This is a genomic window from Sulfurimonas sp. HSL-1716, assembly GCF_039645975.1.
In the GTDB taxonomy this organism is placed as follows: Bacteria; Campylobacterota; Campylobacteria; order Campylobacterales; family Sulfurimonadaceae; genus Hydrocurvibacter; species Hydrocurvibacter sulfurireducens.
This window is the reverse complement of record NZ_CP147918.1, coordinates 114,660-136,311: the sequence shown is the minus strand read 5'-3', so window position 1 is coordinate 136,311 and position 21,652 is coordinate 114,660. Positions and strand designations below refer to the sequence as shown.

The 21,652-nt window shown below is 40.2% G+C and carries 26 protein-coding genes; 7 read left to right on the top strand and 19 right to left on the bottom strand.

What is annotated here, in order from left to right; translation table 11 throughout:
- Positions 1-15 precede the first annotated feature (15 nt).
- Together WCY03_RS00735 and WCY03_RS00730 are read right to left on the bottom strand one after the other, a co-directional pair.
- On the bottom strand, positions 16-1,260 hold the full coding sequence (locus WCY03_RS00735; RefSeq protein ID WP_345993093.1) for an MFS transporter: 1,245 nt from the start codon (positions 1,258-1,260) through the stop codon (positions 16-18).
- On the bottom strand, positions 1,253-2,149 hold the full coding sequence (locus WCY03_RS00730; RefSeq protein WP_345993092.1) for a glycosyl transferase: 897 nt from the start codon (positions 2,147-2,149) through the stop codon (positions 1,253-1,255). Before WCY03_RS00730 ends, WCY03_RS00735 begins: the two co-directional genes overlap by 8 nt.
- 124 nt (positions 2,150-2,273) lie before the next feature.
- Between WCY03_RS00730 and WCY03_RS00725 the strand changes: the two genes are divergently transcribed.
- The 6 genes from WCY03_RS00725 to WCY03_RS00700 all read left to right on the top strand — a co-directional run bounded on the left by WCY03_RS00725 (position 2,274) and on the right by WCY03_RS00700 (position 6,775).
- Positions 2,274-2,579, top strand: coding sequence for a hypothetical protein (locus WCY03_RS00725; protein ID WP_345993091.1), 306 nt, complete (start codon positions 2,274-2,276; stop codon positions 2,577-2,579).
- A 31-nt stretch (positions 2,580-2,610) separates the two neighbouring features.
- Positions 2,611-3,849, top strand: a complete 1,239-nt coding sequence (locus WCY03_RS00720; protein WP_345993090.1) for a hypothetical protein — start codon at positions 2,611-2,613, stop codon at positions 3,847-3,849.
- Positions 3,849-4,148 (top strand): iron-sulfur cluster assembly protein, encoded by a 300-nt coding sequence (locus WCY03_RS00715; RefSeq protein WP_345993089.1) that lies wholly within the window; start codon positions 3,849-3,851, stop codon positions 4,146-4,148. Before WCY03_RS00720 ends, WCY03_RS00715 begins: the two co-directional genes overlap by 1 nt.
- Positions 4,149-4,267: 119 nt before the next feature.
- Positions 4,268-4,561: a c-type cytochrome gene (locus WCY03_RS00710; protein ID WP_345993088.1), complete on the top strand. Its 294-nt coding sequence runs from the start codon at positions 4,268-4,270 to the stop codon at positions 4,559-4,561.
- A gap of 115 nt (positions 4,562-4,676) precedes the next feature.
- Positions 4,677-5,351, top strand: a complete 675-nt coding sequence (locus tag WCY03_RS00705; protein WP_345993087.1) for a Crp/Fnr family transcriptional regulator — start codon at positions 4,677-4,679, stop codon at positions 5,349-5,351.
- 239 nt (positions 5,352-5,590) lie between these two features.
- On the top strand, positions 5,591-6,775 hold the full coding sequence (locus tag WCY03_RS00700; protein WP_345993086.1) for an NnrS family protein: 1,185 nt from the start codon (positions 5,591-5,593) through the stop codon (positions 6,773-6,775).
- A 24-nt stretch (positions 6,776-6,799) separates the two neighbouring features.
- Here the strand turns inward: WCY03_RS00700 and moaA are convergent, their stop codons facing one another.
- Positions 6,800-7,765: a GTP 3',8-cyclase MoaA gene (gene moaA / locus WCY03_RS00695; protein ID WP_345992666.1), complete on the bottom strand. Its 966-nt coding sequence runs from the start codon at positions 7,763-7,765 to the stop codon at positions 6,800-6,802.
- A gap of 162 nt (positions 7,766-7,927) precedes the next feature.
- Here moaA and WCY03_RS00690 point away from each other — a divergent pair, with 162 nt between their 5' ends.
- The gene (locus tag WCY03_RS00690) at positions 7,928-8,122 is read left to right on the top strand and encodes a hypothetical protein (RefSeq protein WP_345993085.1); all 195 of its coding nucleotides are present in this window, start codon (positions 7,928-7,930) and stop codon (positions 8,120-8,122) included.
- A gap of 212 nt (positions 8,123-8,334) precedes the next feature.
- Here WCY03_RS00690 and WCY03_RS00685 read toward each other — a convergent pair whose 3' ends face one another.
- From WCY03_RS00685 to WCY03_RS00610, 16 genes are all read right to left on the bottom strand, one after another.
- Positions 8,335-9,018, bottom strand: a complete 684-nt coding sequence (locus WCY03_RS00685; RefSeq protein ID WP_345993084.1) for a response regulator transcription factor — start codon at positions 9,016-9,018, stop codon at positions 8,335-8,337.
- A complete protein-coding gene (locus WCY03_RS00680; protein ID WP_345993083.1) occupies positions 9,008-10,519 on the bottom strand; it encodes an ATP-binding protein in 1,512 nt (503 codons plus the stop codon). Before WCY03_RS00680 ends, WCY03_RS00685 begins: the two co-directional genes overlap by 11 nt.
- Complete coding sequence (gene cobA / locus WCY03_RS00675; protein ID WP_345993082.1) at positions 10,512-11,252, bottom strand: uroporphyrinogen-III C-methyltransferase; 741 nt, start codon at positions 11,250-11,252, stop codon at positions 10,512-10,514. Before cobA ends, WCY03_RS00680 begins: the two co-directional genes overlap by 8 nt.
- Positions 11,249-12,352, bottom strand: coding sequence for a cytochrome D1 domain-containing protein (locus WCY03_RS00670; protein ID WP_345993081.1), 1,104 nt, complete (start codon positions 12,350-12,352; stop codon positions 11,249-11,251). Before WCY03_RS00670 ends, cobA begins: the two co-directional genes overlap by 4 nt.
- A complete protein-coding gene (locus WCY03_RS00665) occupies positions 12,352-13,470 on the bottom strand; it encodes a radical SAM protein (RefSeq protein ID WP_345993080.1) in 1,119 nt (372 codons plus the stop codon). Before WCY03_RS00665 ends, WCY03_RS00670 begins: the two co-directional genes overlap by 1 nt.
- On the bottom strand, positions 13,470-13,775 hold the full coding sequence (locus WCY03_RS00660; protein WP_345993079.1) for a cytochrome c: 306 nt from the start codon (positions 13,773-13,775) through the stop codon (positions 13,470-13,472). Before WCY03_RS00660 ends, WCY03_RS00665 begins: the two co-directional genes overlap by 1 nt.
- 71 nt (positions 13,776-13,846) lie before the next feature.
- The gene (locus WCY03_RS00655) at positions 13,847-15,484 is read right to left on the bottom strand and encodes a cytochrome D1 domain-containing protein (protein WP_345993078.1); all 1,638 of its coding nucleotides are present in this window, start codon (positions 15,482-15,484) and stop codon (positions 13,847-13,849) included.
- 216 nt (positions 15,485-15,700) lie between these two features.
- The gene (locus WCY03_RS00650; protein ID WP_345993077.1) at positions 15,701-17,140 is read right to left on the bottom strand and encodes a cbb3-type cytochrome c oxidase subunit I; all 1,440 of its coding nucleotides are present in this window, start codon (positions 17,138-17,140) and stop codon (positions 15,701-15,703) included.
- Entirely contained in the window at positions 17,130-17,783 is a 654-nt protein-coding gene (locus WCY03_RS00645; RefSeq protein ID WP_345993076.1) for a c-type cytochrome, read from the bottom strand. Before WCY03_RS00645 ends, WCY03_RS00650 begins: the two co-directional genes overlap by 11 nt.
- A gap of 43 nt (positions 17,784-17,826) precedes the next feature.
- Entirely contained in the window at positions 17,827-18,150 is a 324-nt protein-coding gene (locus WCY03_RS00640; protein WP_345993075.1) for a hypothetical protein, read from the bottom strand.
- Positions 18,151-18,300: 150 nt separating this feature from the next.
- On the bottom strand, positions 18,301-19,032 hold the full coding sequence (locus WCY03_RS00635; RefSeq protein ID WP_345993074.1) for a hypothetical protein: 732 nt from the start codon (positions 19,030-19,032) through the stop codon (positions 18,301-18,303).
- Entirely contained in the window at positions 19,004-19,300 is a 297-nt protein-coding gene (locus WCY03_RS00630) for a hypothetical protein (RefSeq protein ID WP_345993073.1), read from the bottom strand. The genes WCY03_RS00635 and WCY03_RS00630 overlap by 29 nt, the downstream gene beginning before the upstream one ends.
- A complete protein-coding gene (locus tag WCY03_RS00625) occupies positions 19,297-19,458 on the bottom strand; it encodes a hypothetical protein (RefSeq protein WP_345993072.1) in 162 nt (53 codons plus the stop codon). The genes WCY03_RS00630 and WCY03_RS00625 overlap by 4 nt, the downstream gene beginning before the upstream one ends.
- Before the next feature lie 9 nt (positions 19,459-19,467).
- Positions 19,468-19,860 (bottom strand): hypothetical protein, encoded by a 393-nt coding sequence (locus WCY03_RS00620; RefSeq protein ID WP_345993071.1) that lies wholly within the window; start codon positions 19,858-19,860, stop codon positions 19,468-19,470.
- Complete coding sequence (locus tag WCY03_RS00615; RefSeq protein ID WP_345993070.1) at positions 19,860-20,867, bottom strand: Lrp/AsnC family transcriptional regulator; 1,008 nt, start codon at positions 20,865-20,867, stop codon at positions 19,860-19,862. Before WCY03_RS00615 ends, WCY03_RS00620 begins: the two co-directional genes overlap by 1 nt.
- A 95-nt stretch (positions 20,868-20,962) precedes the next feature.
- On the bottom strand, positions 20,963-21,652 hold the full coding sequence (locus WCY03_RS00610; RefSeq protein ID WP_345993069.1) for an ABC transporter ATP-binding protein: 690 nt from the start codon (positions 21,650-21,652) through the stop codon (positions 20,963-20,965).

The following is a 21,652-nucleotide window of genomic DNA, read 5'->3' as shown; positions in this document are numbered from 1 at the left end:
AAATATCCTAACAATTCATGTCACTATTGTGTCACTTTCATGCTGCTTTTCTCTCTCGTCTTTTAGTCTCAAAGATGTCAAAAAAGCCGCTGTCAGAACCGCTGCAGTGATACCGTAAAGTATTTTATAACTGCTTATATGAACGATCAATCCGCCTAAAATAGAAAAAAACATTCCAAATGAAACTATGTTGATTTGTAACGCTACGTATATAGAACGCTTTTGCGGCGGCGCCAAAATAAGTATGAGGTTTCCCGAAGCGATGCGGTTTCCGTCCGCCGCCGCTCCTATCAAGAAAAAGATCAGCATATATTCATAAAGCGTTGTTGCAAAGAATGCCGTCAAAACGGCAATGAGATGCATGCCGATGGCGATGCCGGCCGTATGCCTGTTCTTGCCGCTGCCCGTCAGTTTTCCCCACAAAAAATTACTGAGCATCGCCCCGACCATCTGCGTGGTTATAAGGATGCCTATGGCCGATGCGCTCAACTCAATTTTGCTCTTGGCATCGAGTATGATAAAAGGCAGCGCCATAAGATAGCCGTACGCAAGCAAAAACGTCGTGACCTGGATCTGCAGATCTTTATCGGCTTTGAGTGTTTCAAGCGCACTGTATAAGAACTTTTTGAAAGAGTTTTCTCTGGGCGCCATTTCGATTTTTTCGGGTTCGTCCACCGTTGCAAAAGCCAGATATCCGAACCCCATGAAAAATGCACTGATCATGAAAAGATAGCCGTAGCTCAAAGGCGGTTGAAAAAGATCGAGAATGACCGCCGCAAGAGAACCGCTCACCAATCCTCCCAAAGCGGTAAAAAACTGTCTGTATGCCATGCTTCTGCCGCGAAATTTATGCGTAAATATCTTTGCAAGTATATCTTTAAAGTAGATCGCTCCAAACCCTGCACTGAAAGAAAAGATGAACAGTCCCGTTCCGATGCACAAAAGTGTTATGTTCGGATGGGATGTTCCAAAGAGAAGTATCGACACGCCGATCCCGAACCAGGCAAGAAAACGTATGAAAAAAACGCGTCTCAGATAGGGAAGCATCCTTGCATAGTTCTGTGACTGAAAAGCCGCAAACATCTGCACGATGATAGCACCTCCGCGAAGAAAGGCGGAAAAAAAGCCGACCAGCAGTGCTCCTCCGCCAAAAGCGTTCAAGATCAGCGGCAGGATGGTCGAAGGTTCGGCGATCGTCGTTCCGATAGAGAGAAAAAACCCGTGAAGGACATTTCTTATATGGTTGGAGCGTTTATCCATTTAGCATTTCAAAAGCGTCGTCGATGCTCTTGGCTTTTTGTGCGACGAAAAGATAGATAGCAGCATTTAATTTTGCAAGTTTCAAAAACTCCGCAGAAGGGTTATTTACCTGTTCCAAGGATTCTTCGAGCGAAATACACTCCCATGATTTCTGATAGCGTATCCCGTAGTGCTCCGGATCGATGATAAACTCTTCTGCACCTTCACCGTTGGCGATCCACAGTCTGCCTTTACTGAAAAGTTCCGGTGTTCCCTCATTCCCTTGGATCAAGGCAAATCTCTCATAACGGTCCGAAAAAACTTCGATATATTTTTTGACATAGGGTTTGTGAAAGACGCCTGTTATCGCGTACTCGCTGCCCGCGACACGAGGAAGCTTTTCTATCGTGTTAAAACCCGTACGAAGTCCGAGCCGCATACGCACTTCCGTCAGATTATGAAGCTCTTTGAAAAAATCTTTTCTGTCGAAAAAATGGCAGTTGGCGTTCAGCTCAAGATGCGTACATATCTCTTTTGTAGTGATGCCGTGTTTTGCCGGCTGCAGATCGTCACCCATGACCACAAGACTAAGACCCGCATCTTGAAGCACACGGGCAACAAGAGGAAAAATATAGGGATTATTTGCTTTGCCGTCAAAAGGATAGCCAAGCTCGATCGAGTTTTGAATCTTAACGGGCGTGATATATGAATCACATGCTTTGATAGCTCCTCGAAACTCCGTCGTGGTTTCCGGTTTAAGTCTCCACCCCAGCAAAAATGCCGCGATCTGCTCCGTGTGAACGCTTTGATCCAACATCTGACGCATCATATCTTCGGCTTCTTCGAAGCTTAAATCTCTGTTTCCTTTTACTCCCGTACCTACCGCATGTACGTATTTTCGAAAATTCATCGGTTACCCTTCTCTTTTTTCAAATAATATATCAAATTTTTGAAACAATTCTTGACATTTGTTAATGCAGAAAAATGTATTTTACATTAATATTCTAAAATTATCTTCAACTCAAAGGTCTATTATGAATGTATTACCTGAGTATGCTACGAAAATCGATGTCCCCGGTGCGACAGTGGATTTTTATACGTACACAAGAAACGACGTAACTTATTATCAGTTTGACACATCCCTGTGTGAGCCGCCTTTTCCTATGGTCAATGCTATGAGAGGAATCGAACTTATCAATGCTACCGACCACAAATTAGTGATGATCAATCACAAAAAACCGATAGGATTATTTGAAAAAATAAAACAAAACTACGACATTTTTACAGAAGACCTTGAAGACGGTCGTGTAAAAATAACTTTCAGTTACAAAGCAAGCTAAGACAAAAGAAAGAGTAAGTAAGAAGATACAGATGTTTGTAATTAACCGTGATTTTGCGCCGCCTTTTAAACTGATCGCACCCTACTTCATTATCGGCGTCATCTTTTATATAGTAAGCAGTCTTTTTGCTCTGTCTTTTAATATGTCGGTCATCGGTTATACGGATCCTTTCGTTATAGCGTGGGTACACCTGTTTCTTTTGGGATTTGTCATTATGATCATTTTCGGTGCGATGGCGCAGCTGGTGCCCGTCGTGTTAGAGAGCGGTCACTTTGCCGTAAACCTCTATTATGTGATCTGGCCTCTTCTTCTCGGCGGAACACTGATGATGGCTTACGGATTTACAATTTCCCCTTCTTTCCTGCCTTTTGGCGGTATGACCGTATTGGCAGCGATGTTCACGTTTCTTTTAGATACTTTTTTAACGATCAAAAAAATTCAAAAAAAACTGACTTTTACAATGCTGAGCATCATCATAGCCAATCTGTTTTTACTGCTGGGCATACTCTTTGGCATCACTCTGGCATTCGGATTTGCCGGCAAGATCAGCATCGACCTGCTCGAACTTCTCAAAGGGCATGTATATCTGGTCGTCGTCGGATATGTCATGATCACAATTTTCGGACTCTCGATGACTTTGATCCCGATGTTCGCACTTTCACATCACTTTTCATGGCGTCCGATAAAAACGGCTCTTTTATCGATATCCCTCGGCGTACTATCCGTAGCGGCGGCATCGCTGCTTCATTTGACGGTTCTTGCATATATAGGGTATCTTTTAAGCGCAGTATCGCTTCTGTTTTATCTTTACCAGATATATATCCTATATAAGACACGCGCGCGTAAGGAAAACGATATCTATGCAAAATCTCTGTATATATCGCATGCTTCGCTTTTAAGCTCGCTGCCCTTGGGGCTGTATTATCTCTATAACGGCAGCGAAGCAATAGTCTTAGCGACAGGCTGGCTGATATTTACGGGGTTTTTCGGATTTATGATCATCGGGCACCTATACAAAATCGTACCTTTTTTGATCTGGTTCGAACGCTTTTCACCTCTTGTCGGAAAGGAAAAAGTACCGATGCTTGCGGAAATGGTGCCGCAGAAAAGTGCCAATATACAAATATTTTTCGGTACCATAGGAGTATTTGGCGGGACTTGCGGAATCCTGTTTGGCAATAACATGCTTTTTAAGTTCGCAGTAGCATCCCTATCGGTCGGCAGTCTTTTTCTGCTGCGCAATCTAATTTATATTATGAGGTTCAAATAATGCTTAAAGAAGAAACTATATATCAGTCTATCGCAACGGTCATCGATCCCGAGGTCGGGTTCAATCTGGTTGAAATGGGCTTGATCTACAACGTAGAGATCAAAGAATCCAACGACGTCGTTGTGACCATGACGCTTTCAACGCAGGCATGCCCGCTTCACCAGTTGATAGTACAATGGGTCAAAGAAGCATGCGAAAAAGTCGAAGGCGTAAAAGAGTGTGAGATCAACCTGGTTTGGGAACCTGCATGGAATATTACGATGGCGGACGATAATGTCAAAAAAGCGCTTGGAGCATAAAACTTCTACCGAACACGCCTCATAATTGACATAAAATCATTTTATGTTTGACTTACGTCAACCATATATATTTATGTATATCATATAATACTCTTATATATTATATATAGGAGCATTATATGAAAAAAATAGGAATTAGTCTTTTGACTTTATTGGCATTATCGGGTACACTTATGGCAGATGGTGCTGCAGTATATAAAAAATGTGCAGGATGCCATGGTGCTAAAGGTGAAAAACATGCACTCGGAAAAAGCAAAATTATAAATACGTTTACAAAAAGTGAAATCGTTGCGGCTATCAAAGGCTATCAAGACGGAACTTACGGCGGAGCTATGAAGGGTGTTATGAAAGGTCAAGTTAAAAATATGTCTGAAGCTGATATAAAAGCTGTTGCGGATCTAATAGGTAAATAAAAACCTATTTGACTTTAGGCAATTCGCCTCTTTGTAGGCGTTTTGTCCAAGCAGCAGTCAATATTATTAGCCTCCTTAAGCTAACTTCTGACCGATTTAAGTATTTTTCTGCTGTTTGGACAAAAAAATTTATATCAAAGACGACAAGATGACAGATTTGAGGCATTTTTATTTTTTTGAGAATCTCTCCGACGAACAATTAACAACCATAAACTCTTTTGCTACACGTACAAAAATGTTAAAAGGCTCCATTCTTTTTTATGAAAAAGAGCAGCCAAAAGCATTGACCCTGCTCATAGACGGCACACTAAAAGTATACAAAACGGATCTAAAAAACAACGAGATCGTTATGCATCGTTTTACACCGATGGCTTTTGTCGCGGAAATGGCTGTTCTTGAAGGGCTTCCCTACCCAGCCTCTGCTGTTTTTGAAACAGATGGCGAAGTGATCCAGATCGATTTTGAACGGTTTAAGAACGAATTTTTAAACGATCCCGATATCGCTTTTATCTTTTTTAAATCTCTTTCAAAAAAGATGCGTTATCTGGAATCGGTCATCGCTCTTAATGTCGTACTGGATTCAACGGCTCGACTCGCTAAGTTCATTTACGATACCGACGGAGAAGCACTTGTCAAGTATAAACATTATCAACTGGCCGAACATCTGCATATGACTCCCGAAACACTTTCGAGAGTCTTTAAAAAACTGCTTAAGCTCAACCTCTTGGAAAAAGACGTCAATAGCTATAAAATCAAAAACAAAGAGGGTTTACAAGCCCTTTTTGATTAAATACATATATATCATATCTCTGCCAAGCGTCTATGCAAACACCTCGGACGCTATTTTTGACGTCACTTTGACATTTTCTCATCATTAAATACAGCTTTATAAATCTTAACAAATTTTGATTTTAAGGATACCGTGCATCCCGTATCCTCTCTTGATAAGTATCAAGATTTTTAATAGATAATCATATTAAAATTCGAAATAAAAAAGTGATATCACTTTGTTCAAGATATAGGAATATAATGAAATTTCAGACCATAGAAGAAAAAAAAGAAAACTATTTTTTATCTCAGCCGCATCAGCCTTTTTTTATGCTTGGCGTCGTAAACGCGATCATTATGATGCTCGTCTTTGCTCTGGATTATAAAGGAGTTTTATCGCTGCAAATAGACGTGCTCTCTTTTCATGTATATTCACTCGTATTTATAGTTTTTACAAATGTGTTCACGGGATTTTTATTTACGACCTTTCCTAGATTTTGTCAGACGCAGGTCATAGATAAGAGCTATTACACTAGAATATTTTATGCCAACGTAAGCGGTTCGGCTCTCTTTTTAATCGGTTCATTCACTGATGGTTCTGTCATATTGGCCGGTATGGGTATCCTTTTCGCCGCACAGGTTTTTATAATTTTAAAACTGACGGCTATATATAAAAACGGACAATCTTCAGATAAAAAAGATGCTTTTTGGATCTTGATCGCGCAATACTCAGGTCTTTTGTCCCATCTTCTTTTTATACTCTCCCTGCTGGGATTGCAGATTCAGAACTTTGCCACCAACTTGTCTTTTTATATATATCTCATCTTTTTAACTTTTATCGTGGCACAAAGAATGATCCCGTTTTTCTCACATTCGTACGAACCTAAAAGCGAAAACCTTTTAAAAACCGTATTCGTACTTTTACTTTTAAAAACGCTTTTCGGTTCATTTGACTATACCATTGCTCAGATCACAACAGATATCGTACTGGCTTTATATTTATTAAGAGAGTTTATCAGCTGGAAACTTCCGGTGTTTACTTCACCTGCTATTTTATGGGTACTGCATCTCGGACTGTTTTGGCTTCCCGCCGCCCTCTTTATCTCGGCCATCGCTCATATCGCACAGCTGTTTTTAAATACGGATTTTTATTTTATCGGCATCCATCTTTTATCTCTAGGTTTTGTAACAACCATACTCATAGGTTTTGGGACAAGGGTAACCTTGGGGCATTCAGGGCAGGTTCCGCATGCCGACAGATTCGCGACAAACATATTCTGGTTCATTCAGGTGATCGTATTGCTAAGAGCTTTATACAGCCTCAATATCGCTTTTGGATGGGGTGCGGAATTTTTATTTGATATCTCTTTTACCGCTTGGCTTATTTTATTTCTGATCTGGGGAACCAGATACGGCAGGATTTTGGTATTTGGACATAAGATTTAAATATCTTTTGTCCGAGCGACAGCATCAGCCGCCGGTCTCATAAAAAGCACGGGTGGAGACTTCATCGTCCGATTCGCTCCAGCGGTTCTTTTCCGGTTTTGTACGTACCACCTCTTTTAAGACAAGAGCAGCACCTTTTATATCTTTGCGCTGAATAGCCTCTTTTATGCTCATTGCCTCATCGAAGTACAGACACGGTATGAGCTGCCCTTCGGCGGTCAGGCGGATACGGTTGCACTTCTTGCAAAAATCGTCCTCATAAGGTTCTATGATACCGAATCTGTATCCGTCTTGCATCTTGAAGTAATGCGAAGGAGAGTGTCCGTCGAACCCTTCGTCCGTAAAGTCGTAATGTTCTTTTAGCAGTGAAAGAAGCTCGGGGCTTTTCATCCCTTTGATATCTGCTGAAGCATGGGAGTTTTGCATATACTCTATAAAGCGTATGCTCATACCGCGCTCTTTACAGTATTGCAGCACGTCTACTATCTCCTGAGCGTTTACGCCTTTCATAGGCACCATATTGACTTTTACCTTCAGTCCGACCTTTAAAGCCTCCTCGACTCCGGCAAGTACGTTTGCAAGTACATCTTTTCCTGCTATGCGCTGTGCCACTTCGGGTTTTAAAGAATCGATAGAGACGTTGAGGCGTTTTAATCCTGCGTCTTTAAGTCTTTGTGCAACGCCTTTTAAAAGATACCCGTTGGTTGTCATCGCCAGATCTATATCGCTCTTGTAGTCGTATATCATCTTGATGAACTTGTCCAGGTCTTCTCTAAGCAGAGGTTCGCCTCCGGTTATGCGAATCTTCTTTACGCCCTCATCGATCGCTATCTTTAAAAACTCGAACAGCTCTTCAAATGAAAGCAGGCTCTCTTTTGGAACCCAGGAAAAAGGTTTCTCCGGCATACAGTATTGACATCTGAAATTACATCTCTCCGTTACCGATACCCGGATATAATCCACTACTCTCTCATAACTGTCTTTTAACAAATAGGTCCTTTTGTTTTACAAGTCGTATCAGATTCGATCAACGAGTAAGAAATATAAAAAATAGTATCATTTTCTTGATTTGTATCATACTTATAAAGTTACTGAATGATATAATAAAAAAAGTCAAACCGATTTGACCTATCTCAATAAAAAGAGTTGAAATTGACACTACATGATCTTGTTATGATATTGGTAATGACGTTTCCAATGTTTATTTTTACCGTTTTCGCCGGCATCAAAGCAGCAAACTATTTAGAAGAAAAGCATAAGATCACGGAGAAAAATAAACGAACGGTCATGCTTAGCATCACTTTTATCTCCGCACTTATTTTATCTTCGCTTTTATATTATGTGTAATATAAAAAACCACACGAATATTTTTCTTTTTTCTCTTGTTTTTTACTGTTAAAAAGGCTTATGGAAAGTAGAATTTAAAGAGTAATTAATTAAAATCAGAATCTCTGGTAATTCTGATTTTAATTCGCTTTGAATGAATGAGATTATAATGTAAATGTCTCAATAGAAATTTTATTGAAAAAGTTTGTCAAAGTTTGTCAAAATCATAGATTTTACTTTTTTATTACGATTTTATATCCAAGCCCATACTCATTTTGAATAATATTTTTAGGCAGCTTCTGACGAAGGCGTTTTACCAAAGATGTTATAGCATCTTGTGAAAACTCTTTATCGCTCTGCTGCGCATACAGTTTATAGAAAATGCTTTCACTTGAAAAAGCATGATTGATTCTGGAACAAAGTATACTTAAGAGCATCGACTCCCGCTCTTTTAATGAAATTTGCTCGGAATTATGCCACAACGTAGCATCTTTCTTATTCCAGAAAAAATCATCTCCCAGATAGATACGCTCGGATCTGTTCCTGATCGTATCTACGATATCAAAAAGAAATTTTTTGAGAACTTCGTTTTGGATCGGTTTTATAAGATATGTTACAAGATGCAACTCGACCGCATGAAGAAGCTTTTCCTGCTCGGAATGTGCGCTCATTATAATGATCTTTGTTTCACTATCCGATTTTCGTATGCGGGATATCATATTGAGTCCGTCGAGATTGGGCATATTGATGTCCGTTATTATTATATCGGGATGCTTTTCCAAATAGAGCATATAGGCGCTGTGTCCGCATTTTGCCACATAGACATACTTGAAAAATATCTGAAGATATTCCGCAAGATAGTTTCTCAGCTCCTCTTCGTCTTCGGCTATCAAGATAGTAATATCTTCAATCTTCACATAACATCCTTATGCAAAATAATGCTCCGTTTTCGCTGTTTTGCGCACTTAAAGTGCCTCTCATGTTGTTTTCGATGATCATTTTGGCTATATAGAGCCCAAGACCTACGCCGACGGATTGATGTTTCGTCGTAAAATAGGGATTGAATATCTTGGGAAGGATCTCTTCGCTGATCCCTCCGGCATTATCTTTTATGAGCATAACGGCATGATCGTCTTCTTTATACACCGATATGTCGATCTTTACTTCTAAAAGACCTCTTTCTTCTATCAGGTCATTGATATTTAAAAGTATCGATACAATCACCTGGATATATTCGTTCATCACACCGTTTATTTTCAGAGTTTCATCCACGTCCAGATCGATCTTTATAGATTCTTTGTTGATGGTAAAGTCGACTATCTCAAGTGCTCTGTTTAGCGCTTTATGGACGTTAAAAACGGATTTGACCTTATTTGGACGGTAATAATTGATAAAATCTTCGATAGTATCGGACATGTACACTACACTTTTTTCTATTTTTGCGAGTTTGTCCGATATCTCTTCTTGTGTCAGTTCGCTTCTGTTGTTTTTCTCGTTTAAGATCGCTATTAAAGTGTTCACTGCACTTAAAGGCTGTCTCCATTGATGCGCAATGCTGCCTATCATCTCTCCCATTTCCGCTCTTTTTGACTGCTCAAAAAGTAGTTTGTCGCGCTCGAAAATAGTTTCCTCTTTTTCCTGAAGTTCTTTAATGATATCTATAAGTTCAAGATTATATTTCTCTTCGATATAAAGCCCGCAGTCCAGATCTTTCATCTTTTGGATAAGATCGGGAATATATTTCTTGATGATGATAGAGCCGTGCTGGGGCGCGATCAGGTCAATATCGAGCTCTTCGATCTTGGAGAGGGCATAATTGAAAATATCTTTGCTGGGCATATACTCCTGATGAAATCTTTTTGCTTTTTCAAAGTAGGTTTCATCGGCGTAAAACTCCCATGATTCTTCAATACCTCCGAAAATATCTCCAGAAAACAGGGTCTTCGTCTTGGCTTCGTAACTGACGAATGCTCCGGGCGAATGGCAATAAGGTGTAGTTAAAAAATCCAGTCTGAAGTTGTTGGAAGTAATAAGCACATTGTCATGTTTGTCGATTTCGTAATATTTCGAGGTAACAAGATAGTGTTTGATAAGAGCCGACATCCGCGAATGCGTTACGATCAAAAGATCGTCTCTGTTTATTATTTTTTCGATCTCCGGCACCGCTGCTGCAAGATCGGGGTCTTGATGATGCAAGATGATATACTTTATCGATCCCATATCGCATATCGTTTTTATCTTTCTGACCGTTTCGTCAAACTCCAGCATGGAGCCGGGATCGATCAGGATCGATTCATTACCGTTTTTTATGAGGTAGGGATGACATTGAAAGGGATCGTTTTCCAGAAACATCCCTACCCAATATATATCGGGTGCTACGCAAACTGCTTCTTGAAAATCAAGGTTTTGATTAATCATTACCCTTGAACCATTGCAGCTGTTCACGAAGGTTAACCACTTCTCCAACTATAATGAGTGCAGGAGTAGGCATATCGACAGCTTTTTCAACTATATCGCCAAGCGTACCCACAACGACTTTCTGATCTTTTGTCGTTCCTTTTGAGATAACGGCACACGGATAATTGCTCGGTTTGCCGATACCTATAAGCTTTTTTGAGATCTTTGACAGATTGTGCAATCCCATCAAAAAGACGATGGTGTCATCGGTCTTATAATTGTCCCAAGGGATCTGCGACTCTTTTTTATTCGGAGATTCATGAGCGGTAACTACACGAAAAGATACCGCTACCCCGCGATGCGTAACAGGAATTCCCGCATAAGCCGGGACGCTGACGGCAGAAGTGATGCCGGGTATGATCTCAAACTCGATATTGCGCTCTTTAAGATAAGCACCTTCCTCTCCGCCGCGGCCGAAAACGAAAGGATCTCCTCCTTTAAGCCGTACGACCTTATTGTATTTTAAGGCATTTTGATAGATCGTTTCATTGATCTGGTCTTGAGGCATGATATGATGGCCGTCTTCTTTGCCGACATAGACAAACTCGCAGCCGTTTTTCGCTTCTTTTAAAATATCGGGATTAGCAAGACGGTCATAGATGATCACGTCAGCTTCTTTTATGACTCTAAGCGCTTTTAGCGTCAATAGTTCTATGTCACCGGGACCCGCACCCGTCAAATACACTCTGCTCATTTATTAGCCTCTTCATATATAAATATACCCGATGGTTTCTTGATCGTAAAAATCTCACGGGACAGATACCATTTTTTCGTATTTATAACAGCGACCTTATTTGTGTCGTTGACCGATACATATAGCTTCGGTTTTTCATTTGACCATCTTACATGCAGAACTTTTCCGTCAAATTCAAAACGCTTAATCACTTTAAGCGTCGCCGTATCTATGATCTGGATGACCGGGAATTTTTTGCCGCTAAACGTCACGGCAAGATATTTTTGATCCGGACTTAAAGATGTAAATACCGGGAGTCCCTCTGTTTTGATATTTTTAACGAAATTAAATTTAGGGTCGTAGACCAGAACTTTATTGTCGCCTACGGCAGGCAGGAATACATATTTTTTGCTGATGCTCCAAAATCCGAAATGAGGCACTTTTAAGACAGGCTTGCGGTTTCCGAGCAGAATTTTGATCCTTCTATACTTCATAGTATCAAGATTGAGAACCCCGAAAAAAGGACTTTCGAAAAATCCGGTTATGAAATTGCTGCCTTTGATCATAGCGTCAAAAGGCATCGTGCCGACATTGTCAAACTCTTTGTAAACTTCGAAATCAGGTATTTTCTTACCCTTGTTCTTATCGCGGAGCACCATGATCTTGTCATTATCCATCTCCGAAAACACTAAATAGTTCTTATATATCTTTATACCGACGTTTCTTGAGTTTGTCACGAATGCTTTGATCGGTTTTAAATTACGATCCAAAATATCGACACTTTTGTTATCATAATTGGCAACAGCGACATAATATTTATTGATCACGAATCCTATCGCGCTTTTGCTGGTCTTATACTCCGCCAGTTTTTTCTCTTTTATCGGATCAAACTTGACGATATAACCGTCGCGGCTTATAAGATATCCGTCCTTTCCGTAAAATTTGACGACCCCGTGATTCATATTGTGCATATTTTCCATATGTGAACGTGGAAGATCATCTTCGATCACGGCCAAAGAGCTGCTTTCTCTTTCAACTACGAATATCTTTTCAAACGCATAAGCATTTACATATAAAGATAGTGACAAAGCGATACCGAACAATATTGTTTTTATTTTCATTAATCTATCCTTCTTTCTTCTAAAGTTAAGTAACACGACGGGTCTTCGCTCCATAAATCACCGCTCATGGCAAAAGCCCTCGCACGTGAACCGCCGTTGCATATATCTATCTGCTGACAATCGGCGCATATTCCGGATAATTCCCGCGGATGTATCCTTAATCTGTCCAGAAGCTCTCCTTTTTGCCATATAGTACCAAAATCTTCGTTAATTATATTGCCTATGAGCACCGGAAAAAACGGATCAGGACGAACATCTCCTTCACTGTTTATATTTAAAAGTTTTCTTCCCGCACTGTTTCCGCCCCATTTTACCAGTCTGTCTCTCATCTTCTCTTTTAGCTCCGGGTAATGTTTTGAAAACTCGTTTAAGAACAAGACGGCGTCTTGTTCCATGTTCCCCGTAACGATCTCGATATCTCTTTTTGTTTTATAATACTCGAACGCTTTTTTCAAAATAAACTCGACGGCTTTGCGTCTTTGTTCTTTTGTCAGATCCATCTTCAAATTGTCAAGCCCGCGTCCCGAATAGACGAGATGCGATATATATATTTTGGGAATATTGTTTTTTTCCGCCAGATCGAAGATATACTCCAAAGAGTCTATAGTGTCTTTTGTCATTGTAAAACGGATCCCGACTTTTGCTCCGGTCGAATTCGCCAGCAGAACCGCTTTTAGGGTTTCTTTAAAAGCACCTTTTAGTCCGCGGAAATAATCATGCGTTTCTTCATCCCCGTCTATACTGATACCGACATAATTGAACGTATCTACTATCTTTTGCACGTTTTTCGTGGTAAAGTACAATCCGTTACTCGAAAGATACGTAATGATTCCGTTCTCTTTACAAAAATCGGCGATCTCAAAGATATCTTTTCTTGTTAAAGGTTCCCCACCCGAAAAGATAATAAACTTGATCCCGTTCTCTTTCATCTGCAGGATCGTTTTTTTGATCTGCTCGGTAGTCAGCGTATCGACCTCGTCTAAAGTAGACTTGGAGTAACAATGCAGACATGAAAGATTACACCTGTTTGTAAAGTTCCAGATCGCTATCGTACCGTTTAGATTCCGCTCCGGCTTGTCTTCGACGACAGATGCTATTAAGTTTGACAGCCTAAACATTATTTTCCTTTGAATGAAAGAATATATTTGGCAACTGTCTCTTTTTCTTTATCGGTTAAATTCAACTGGCTCATCGCTGTTCGTTTATAGCCAAACGCTTTATACATCGATTTAGGACTCGTAATATAAGCCTCGATCTCTTCGAGCGTACGTTTTTTGGCTATCTGTGTGAAGGGTGGTCCGAAAGCCATCGCAGTTTGATGATGACAGCCCCAGCAATATGTTTCAAAAACCTTTTTTCCGTCTAACGATCCAGCTTGTACAAGTGAACAAAAAGCAAGTATAACAATAAAATATTTTTTCATAATTTTTCCTCGCCTATAAAAGCTTACGTATTATATATAAATTCTCCTCAAAAGAGGAGAACTTATCGCGATTATGCACCAGGAACTGATTGTCTATGCTCGATAGAGTAAGTAAATGTTGGTGTAGTTAATCCTTCGATGTATTTAATGAATTTACCTGTTTTAGAATCATAAACACCGATACGACCTGCATTCCACTCAGAGATCATAGTCCACATACCATGGTTAGCCGGTTCAGCATGTAGGATTCTTGGAATAACCGGGTTGCCTTTAGCATCTTTTACAGTAGGAACTTTCCATTTGTAAAGAACTTTATGACTTGCAGCATCAGTAACTGTTCCCTCTTTTGTACCGACTGTAATGATACGGTCAAGTTCAAGAGTTTGTTTGTTGATCAAGTGTACTTTGTTCCAAGCTGACGGTCCGCCGATTACGTTGTCTGACCATAAGAACGGAGTATGCTCGCTTGTTCCGATGAACAATCCACCGCCTGCTGTACGGATATGTTTAACAACATCCCAGTTACTGTCCCAGATAACGACATCACCGACGTTCATACTGTTAGTAGCCGCAAGTTGTCCGTAGTCTTTGTTATACCAAGAGCTTCCTTGACCTGGGTGTGGCTTAGTTCCAGGACCAGTATAAACTTTAGCAACTAATGATTTTGTTTTAAAATCGACAACACCCATTACGTCGCTTCCTTGAGAAGCTTGGAATAAGTAACGACCGATCTCTTTACCTTCATTTTCGAAACCGTCATGAAGAATTTTACCGATATTTGGAATATCACCAACGATCGGATAGTTTGGTTTAGAGTAGTCTACGATATAAACATGACCTGCATCTTTAAGTGCAAATGCGATGTATGGACCGTATGGAGTATCATAAACACCAGCTACACGAGATGAACCGATGTTACCTTCAGTATCAATAACACTTGAAGTAGGATACACTTTAAGCGGTTTTAGAGTCATAGCGTCCATTAAAACAGCACCGCCCGGTACATAGTCACCTGCCATTAGGTATTTACCGTCTGGAGAAACCGCAAGACCGCGAGATTCACTACCGACTTGACATTGAGCAACTTTTTGTTGGCCCGGAGTGTTAAGGTCGAACATTGTTACAAGACCTGAACGTGAGATAGAGTATGCGTAACGAGGTAGACGTTTGTTTGTCACCGTAACGTGTACAGCAAATCCGGCAGGATGTCTAGACAATAGTTTACCTGTCGTACCATCTAAGAAAACAACACGAGCAGCATCACGCTCAGTTACGAATACGATATCCGTATTCTTTTTAACATCTGCAGGATGTGGATATTTTTTAAAGAAATCCATTCTGTCGTGAAGCGGTTTCCAGCCTTTTGTAACTTCTTCTAAAGTCAGTTGCTTGATTTTTCTGCCTTTAAAGTGTTGTAGATAGTCAACCATTTTATCAGCATCTGCTTGAGTGAACTTGTTTTTAAACGGAGGCATTGCCGTACCGGCTCTACCGTTTAAGATAGTTTCTGCCAACATATAAGTATTTTTCTTAGCGATTTTTGCTGGGCGAAGATCCGCACCGACCCCACCTTCATGGTTAGGACCGTGACAGCCTTGACACTCACGCTCGAACACTTTTGCAACATCCATATTAGATGTATCCGCTAATAGACCTGACGAAACAACCGCTAAAGCAGCAGCTGATACAATTAATTTATTAAACTTCATTCTATTTCTCCTTCTAAAAAAAATTAAATAGGCCCCCCTATAGGGCCTATCACCTACTTCTCATTTTTCAAACGAGCTTTTTCTTGAAAGTAAATCCAAATCATCGGAAGTACAATAAAAGTGTGAAGAAAAATCGTTAAGAACAATGGTCCCTGATTCAACGTGCCGAAGAAGCTCGGCACTACGTCTGTAAACGGTTCAAACATTTTTATCTCCTTATCTTATGTGAACAGCACTTTTTCCTGTGCTTAACAAGTCTTTAGCCAAGAATAGGAATCCTACGAATGTTACAACACCCATTAGAAGTCTCCAATCCATAGCTTGTTGGAACCAAACGCCGTCTTGACCGTCAAAATATGCTGCCCATGTCGCACCCATTTGTGCACGTGAAACAAGAACTTGAACATAACCTGCAATTGTAAGTGCGATGGTCATACCCATAACACCTCCGGTAATTAAAGAAACACCCCATAGAGATGCTTTAGTATGATTTAAGACTTTAATACCGTTGCTGCCCTGAACAGCTATGTACATCATTCCCACAAGAATAGTTGCATAAGCACCAAAGAACGCAAGGTGACCATGCGCTGCTGTAAACTGTGTACCGTGCGTATAAAGGTTTACTTGAGGTAGAGTATGGAAGAATCCCCATATACCAGCACCCAAGAAGTTACCGAACGCATTGAGAACGAACCAAGTAAACGCAGGTTTATTATTGATAGTATGACCTTCAATTTTATGTCCTTCGTGTACTTCTGCCATTTGAAGACCTGTTTCTTTCCCCCAATCGTAAAGAACATGGATAAACATAGCAACAAGCGGCAGAGGTTCTAGTGCAGAGAACAATGCTCCGATCTCCCACCAATACTCAGGTGTACCGATCCAGAAATAGTGGTGTCCAAGACCAAGGATACCTGAACCAAATAGCATAGCTACTTCGATCCATAACCACATTTCAACAACTTGACGATGTGCACCGATCATTTTGATCAGACCATAAGCTGCGATAGAACCGACGAAGACTTCCCAAGTAGCCTCAACCCATAAGTGGATTACCCACCACCACCAGTATTGATCGACAGAGATGTTATTTGTAAAGAACATACCTGCAAGGTAAAGACCTGAGAACGCTATCATATCAGCCATCAAAACTGTAACGATACCTGTTTGTCTGCCTTTCATTCCTGTTAAGAAAAGGTTGGCGACAAATCCAAGAGCAACAACTACGATACCCCAGTCTGCCCAACGCGGCGCTTCGATATACTCACGACCTTCCGTAATAAACCAAATAGTTGTGTTGTCTGCCGGTCCGACTTGAACCAATAAGAATACAAGAACAACGACTACTATAGCAGCTGCGAAGATCCAAAATAACAGTTTTCCGAGTTTAATACCGACAGTTTCGATACCTGTTTCGTCTGGTAACAACCAATAAACGGAACCGAACATAGCAAAAACCATCCAAACGACAAGTGCATTAATATGCAGGATTCTTGCGATCGAAAAATCTAGGACCCCATATAGAAAGCCTGGTACAACGAACTGAATAGCCACGACCAAACCAAATACTAATTGAGCACCAAAGATGATAGCAGCAAAGGTAAAATACCAAGTCGCTAACTGTTTTGATTCTGATTTTAAATAATTATTTGCCATGTATCGCTCCTTGCATTTTCCCGAAGTTTCTTGGGAAACCGTTTGTATCTATAGATGACATATGTTTAAGGAAAGCCACTAAGCCTTTAGCCTCTTTAGCAGTAATACCAAGATCCGGCATCATACGTGCATGAGTAGGATACTGATTTGGATGTTGTAAGAACTCAGCCATCGCTTCTTCTCTTGTGTTTTTTCCTGTCATCGCTTGCATTGAACCGTTTGGTCCCCAAGCCGGATCCAACCACGCTTTTGTAAGGTCAGGCGCATAATAAGCTCCATTTCCCAATAGCGTATGACAATCCATACAGTTTTTAGCTTGCTCCGCCAGTTTACCTAAGTGTAACAGCGCAGTCGCTTCTTTTTCAGAGTAGTCGTCTCTTCCGAAAAACTTCTCTTTCTCTCCGATCACAGGAACTTCATGCCCGCGTTTCGGACTCATTTCATAAGTGATCTTATAATTGATAACCGTAGGTCCAGGAACCCTTTTGGTTACACCATTTTTTAAATCTGCATCATTACCCATTGCGATTTGACCCGAAGTATCAAATGTCAACCAGATTAATAAAATTGATGCAAAACCCGTAACCCACGTTGCTGTTCTTCGCCAGAAACGATTGTCACTCCATACAGATTTATTAGCCACTATTTTCCCCCCACTAAAATTAATTGTTGAAAATATTCACTAATCAATGTCCATTCTCTTCATGAACTTGATTTTGCATATAATAGATTGCATGAGGAAGTATCAGATACCCTATCATTGCAACTACTAATACTTTTGCTGTAAACTCTCCTACATGCATTAAACTACCCATTATATAAAGCATATAACACGTTAAAAACCAAAACAGGTATGCCAGAGGCATTGCCCATTTTTTTAGCATATTAACCTTTACTGCCGTATATATACCAACATATAACGATCCGAATACTAAAACAAACGCTGAAGAAATAAAAATTGGCAGAAAATCATTCAATGCTATTTCAGGTCTAATCATTGATTCCATCATATATATCCCCCTAATTGTATTTTAATATTGGATTGCTAGTTAGTAGTCTAATCTATTTCAATAATAAATGCTTTGACATTAATCAATATATTTAAACCAACATAATATTTCAAAATTTAATTTTTATTACTTATGTAAATAAAAGATAACCTACCAGAATCTTAACGGATCTGGATAAATGAACTCATATTTTAGATATTCGACGACTTTCTTTGAAAGGATTTTTCGTCTTGTCATCCCTTCGAATCTTCCCGGTTTAAAGCCGAATTTTTCCGCATTACTGCGGTGAATAGCAGAACGCAGAGGATGCTGCGGAGCTACGACGTTAAAAATACCGCTACTTGTTTTCTTTAAAAGAATCTTTTGTATTATGCCTATGACATCGTCGCGATGGACGTAATTGACGGGGCCGTCCTCAAATGTAGATACTTTGCTCCATTTTCCCGAAATACGGTCTTCTCCCATCAAACCGCCCAATCTCAAGACAATAAGTTTTTTTCTTAATCTCTGCATAAGAATTTCGGCTTCATACTGTTTTCCCGTCTGCGTAATCGGAGTCTCTTCATCAACTTCGCCGTCATATTCGCGATATACGGAAATACTGCTCAACAGAATAACGACCGCTTCACTGTTCACATATGCCGCTATCTGTTTTAATGTTTCGAGATAATTGTCTTTCGTGGATATAGCGACGATCGCATAGTCGCAATCCCAAAACGAACTGCTTTGTGGAGGATTGTAACAATAATTTTCAAAAGAGGATTCCTCTTTTTGTCTGGTAGAGCAGAAGACTTCGTATTGTTTAAAAAGAGTTTGAAAGAGAGGTTTTCCCAACCACCCGCATCCGATGATACTAATGCGCGGTTTTTTCGTGCTGGTCATAACTTTTTTGTATTACAAGCATTTCATAGATGGAAATATGTGGTGAAGCCTTATTTATCAAAGCATCCACATCCGCATATTTGCCTTTGATCTTGTCTATATAATCATACCCTTTGGGAGAGATTTCGTTCATAGCAAAACTGATGGAGCCGGCCCACATCAATATGATCATTATCCATACGATATTTCTCGCTTTGGCATATACGCCGATAAAATGGAAAATAACACTTAAGACAATACCTACCGCGATAATAATATAAAGATTCATAGATCCACCTTTTCGCCGATGGGTTTTATAGTAATATTTGTATCTTTGAACATTCTATCTCCTAAATCTTTTACTAAAAACGTACCGGCAAGCATCAAGGCAACGATGAAAACAAGAATCAATAACGCAATAAGATAACGTTTAAGTGCTGCCATCATCTTAGAAGCTTATTTTTCCGCCGACTGCATCATAGAAGTATAATCTACGCATCTTGACGTATGAAAAGAGCGCGTATGATTATCCGAGACGAAAAGATCTCCTTCAAGACGCCACTCGAATTTTTTCGAGATCAGAACCGATTGGGAAATAGTTCTGTGCATTTTGTTCTCACAGATGATGGTACCGCCGTCGTTAAAGATCTGTTTGACGCCGTCCATACGTTTGACGGTAATATAATAATGTAATGAGATCATGATAGCAAAAAGCGCAAACACTCCGATCATTCCATATTTAAAAGATTTTTTCGGCAGTGTCGATTGTGTGGTCACTATCGCAGTGACGATCAAAAAGAATATGCCTATGACGATATAGGCGATCTCTAGTCTAAAAAAAAGTTCCATTATCCTTCCTCTTTTACATGTAGGTTTTCCCAAGCTTCGAACTCGGGCGTAAAATACTCTATTCTTACTTTCTTGAACTCTCTTGATGAATAAAGAGGCATATAAGAACGGGCATCAATCTCATTTGCTATCTCTTCTATGACAGCGTTTGTCTCCTCTTTCGTTTTGCCGTGGATCATTGTAAAAAGATTATACGGCCAATTCTCGTATTTCGGTCGTAAATAGCAGTGGCTTACGGCACTAAATGCCGCCGCTTGCTCGCCTGCTGCTTCCCCTTTTTCCTGATCGACGTCCCACACTACCATCGCATTGGCGCCAAATCCGGCCTTACGATGATTGAGTATCGAAGCAAAACGTCTCATGACACCTGCGTTTTGCAGCTGTTTTAAGATGGAGAAGAAAGTATCGTAATCGATGTCCAGCTCATCTATGATCTTTTTAAAAGGCTCGCTTACAATATCTATATCGTACTGTACACGTCTGATAATCGCATGATGAAGCGGAGTCATCTCTATCTCGGTGTGTTTTACTTTTTTAACTTTCTCTTTTTTTTCATCTTTTCCCGTCGTATCGAGTTTTACGGATATCTTAAAAAGTTTGAGTGTCGGCAGGATTATATGGCTTTTGGCTTTTGTCAAAGAAGCCAATATCTCCACGCTTTTTTCCAAACCCAGTTTGGAATCGGGAGCAACGGCTATCGTAAACCAGATATTGAACTCATGGTTACGCTCATAGTTATGCGATATCCCGGGATGGGAGTTGATAATAGATACAGCTTCGTCGATATCGGCTTCGTCTATTTTAAATGCCACCAGCGACGATACGTATCCTAAACGTTTGGTATCGAAGATGGCCGATGTCTGGCGGATAATGTTTTTGCTTTTTTCCTCTTGTAAAATAGCAAGGACATCTTCCTCTTTCATCCCCAGATCTTCGGCGATCGATCGAAAAGGTCTTTCTACTAAAGGGAATGATTTTTGGATCCGCGAAAGTACTTCTTGTTTCATAATGAGCCACATCTTTCTGTTTTTGATTTAAAAGTAATTGTAATCATTTTTAAAATTATATATGTTGATTTGCATCAAGTAAGCTATGATAGAAACTATTCGAATATAATTTTTTTATTTTCGATCTTCATTACCCTGTCGCAATATTTTAGCATCCTTTCATCGTGAGTCACCATAATGATGGCCACATCCTGTTCTAAAGCTATCTTTTTTAGCATTTTCACCACACTAACGGCACGTTTTGTATCCAGCGCCGCGGTCGGCTCATCGGCAAGGATGATCTTTGGATTGTTTGCCAGAGCTCGGGCGATCGCAACTCTTTGATTCTGTCCTCCTGAGAGCTGAGAGGGCTTATTGTAAGCTTTATCGGCAATATCAAAATACTTTAACAGCTCCATGGCATCCGTTTTCGCTTTTTCATCGGAGATTCCGCCGGTCTGCGGTACCAAGGTAACGTTTTCTATGATATTTAAAAACGGGATCAGATAATGTGCTTGAAATATGAACCCTATCTTTTCACGGCGAATCTTTCTGGCATCATTTGTCAGCCAGCGGTTTTCATACACCTTTTCCTCTCCCAGCCATATCTCTCCCGAGGTCGGATCGATCACGCAGCCTATCATCATTAAAAGAGTGGTCTTTCCTGCTCCGCTGGGAGCGACGAGAGCGATCAGCTCTCCTTTGTATATGGTAAAGGAAGCTCCCTCTATGACGCTTACGAGATTGTCGTTTTTTCCAAACTCTTTTACAAGGTTCTCGACACGGATACTTTGCTTTGCATTCAT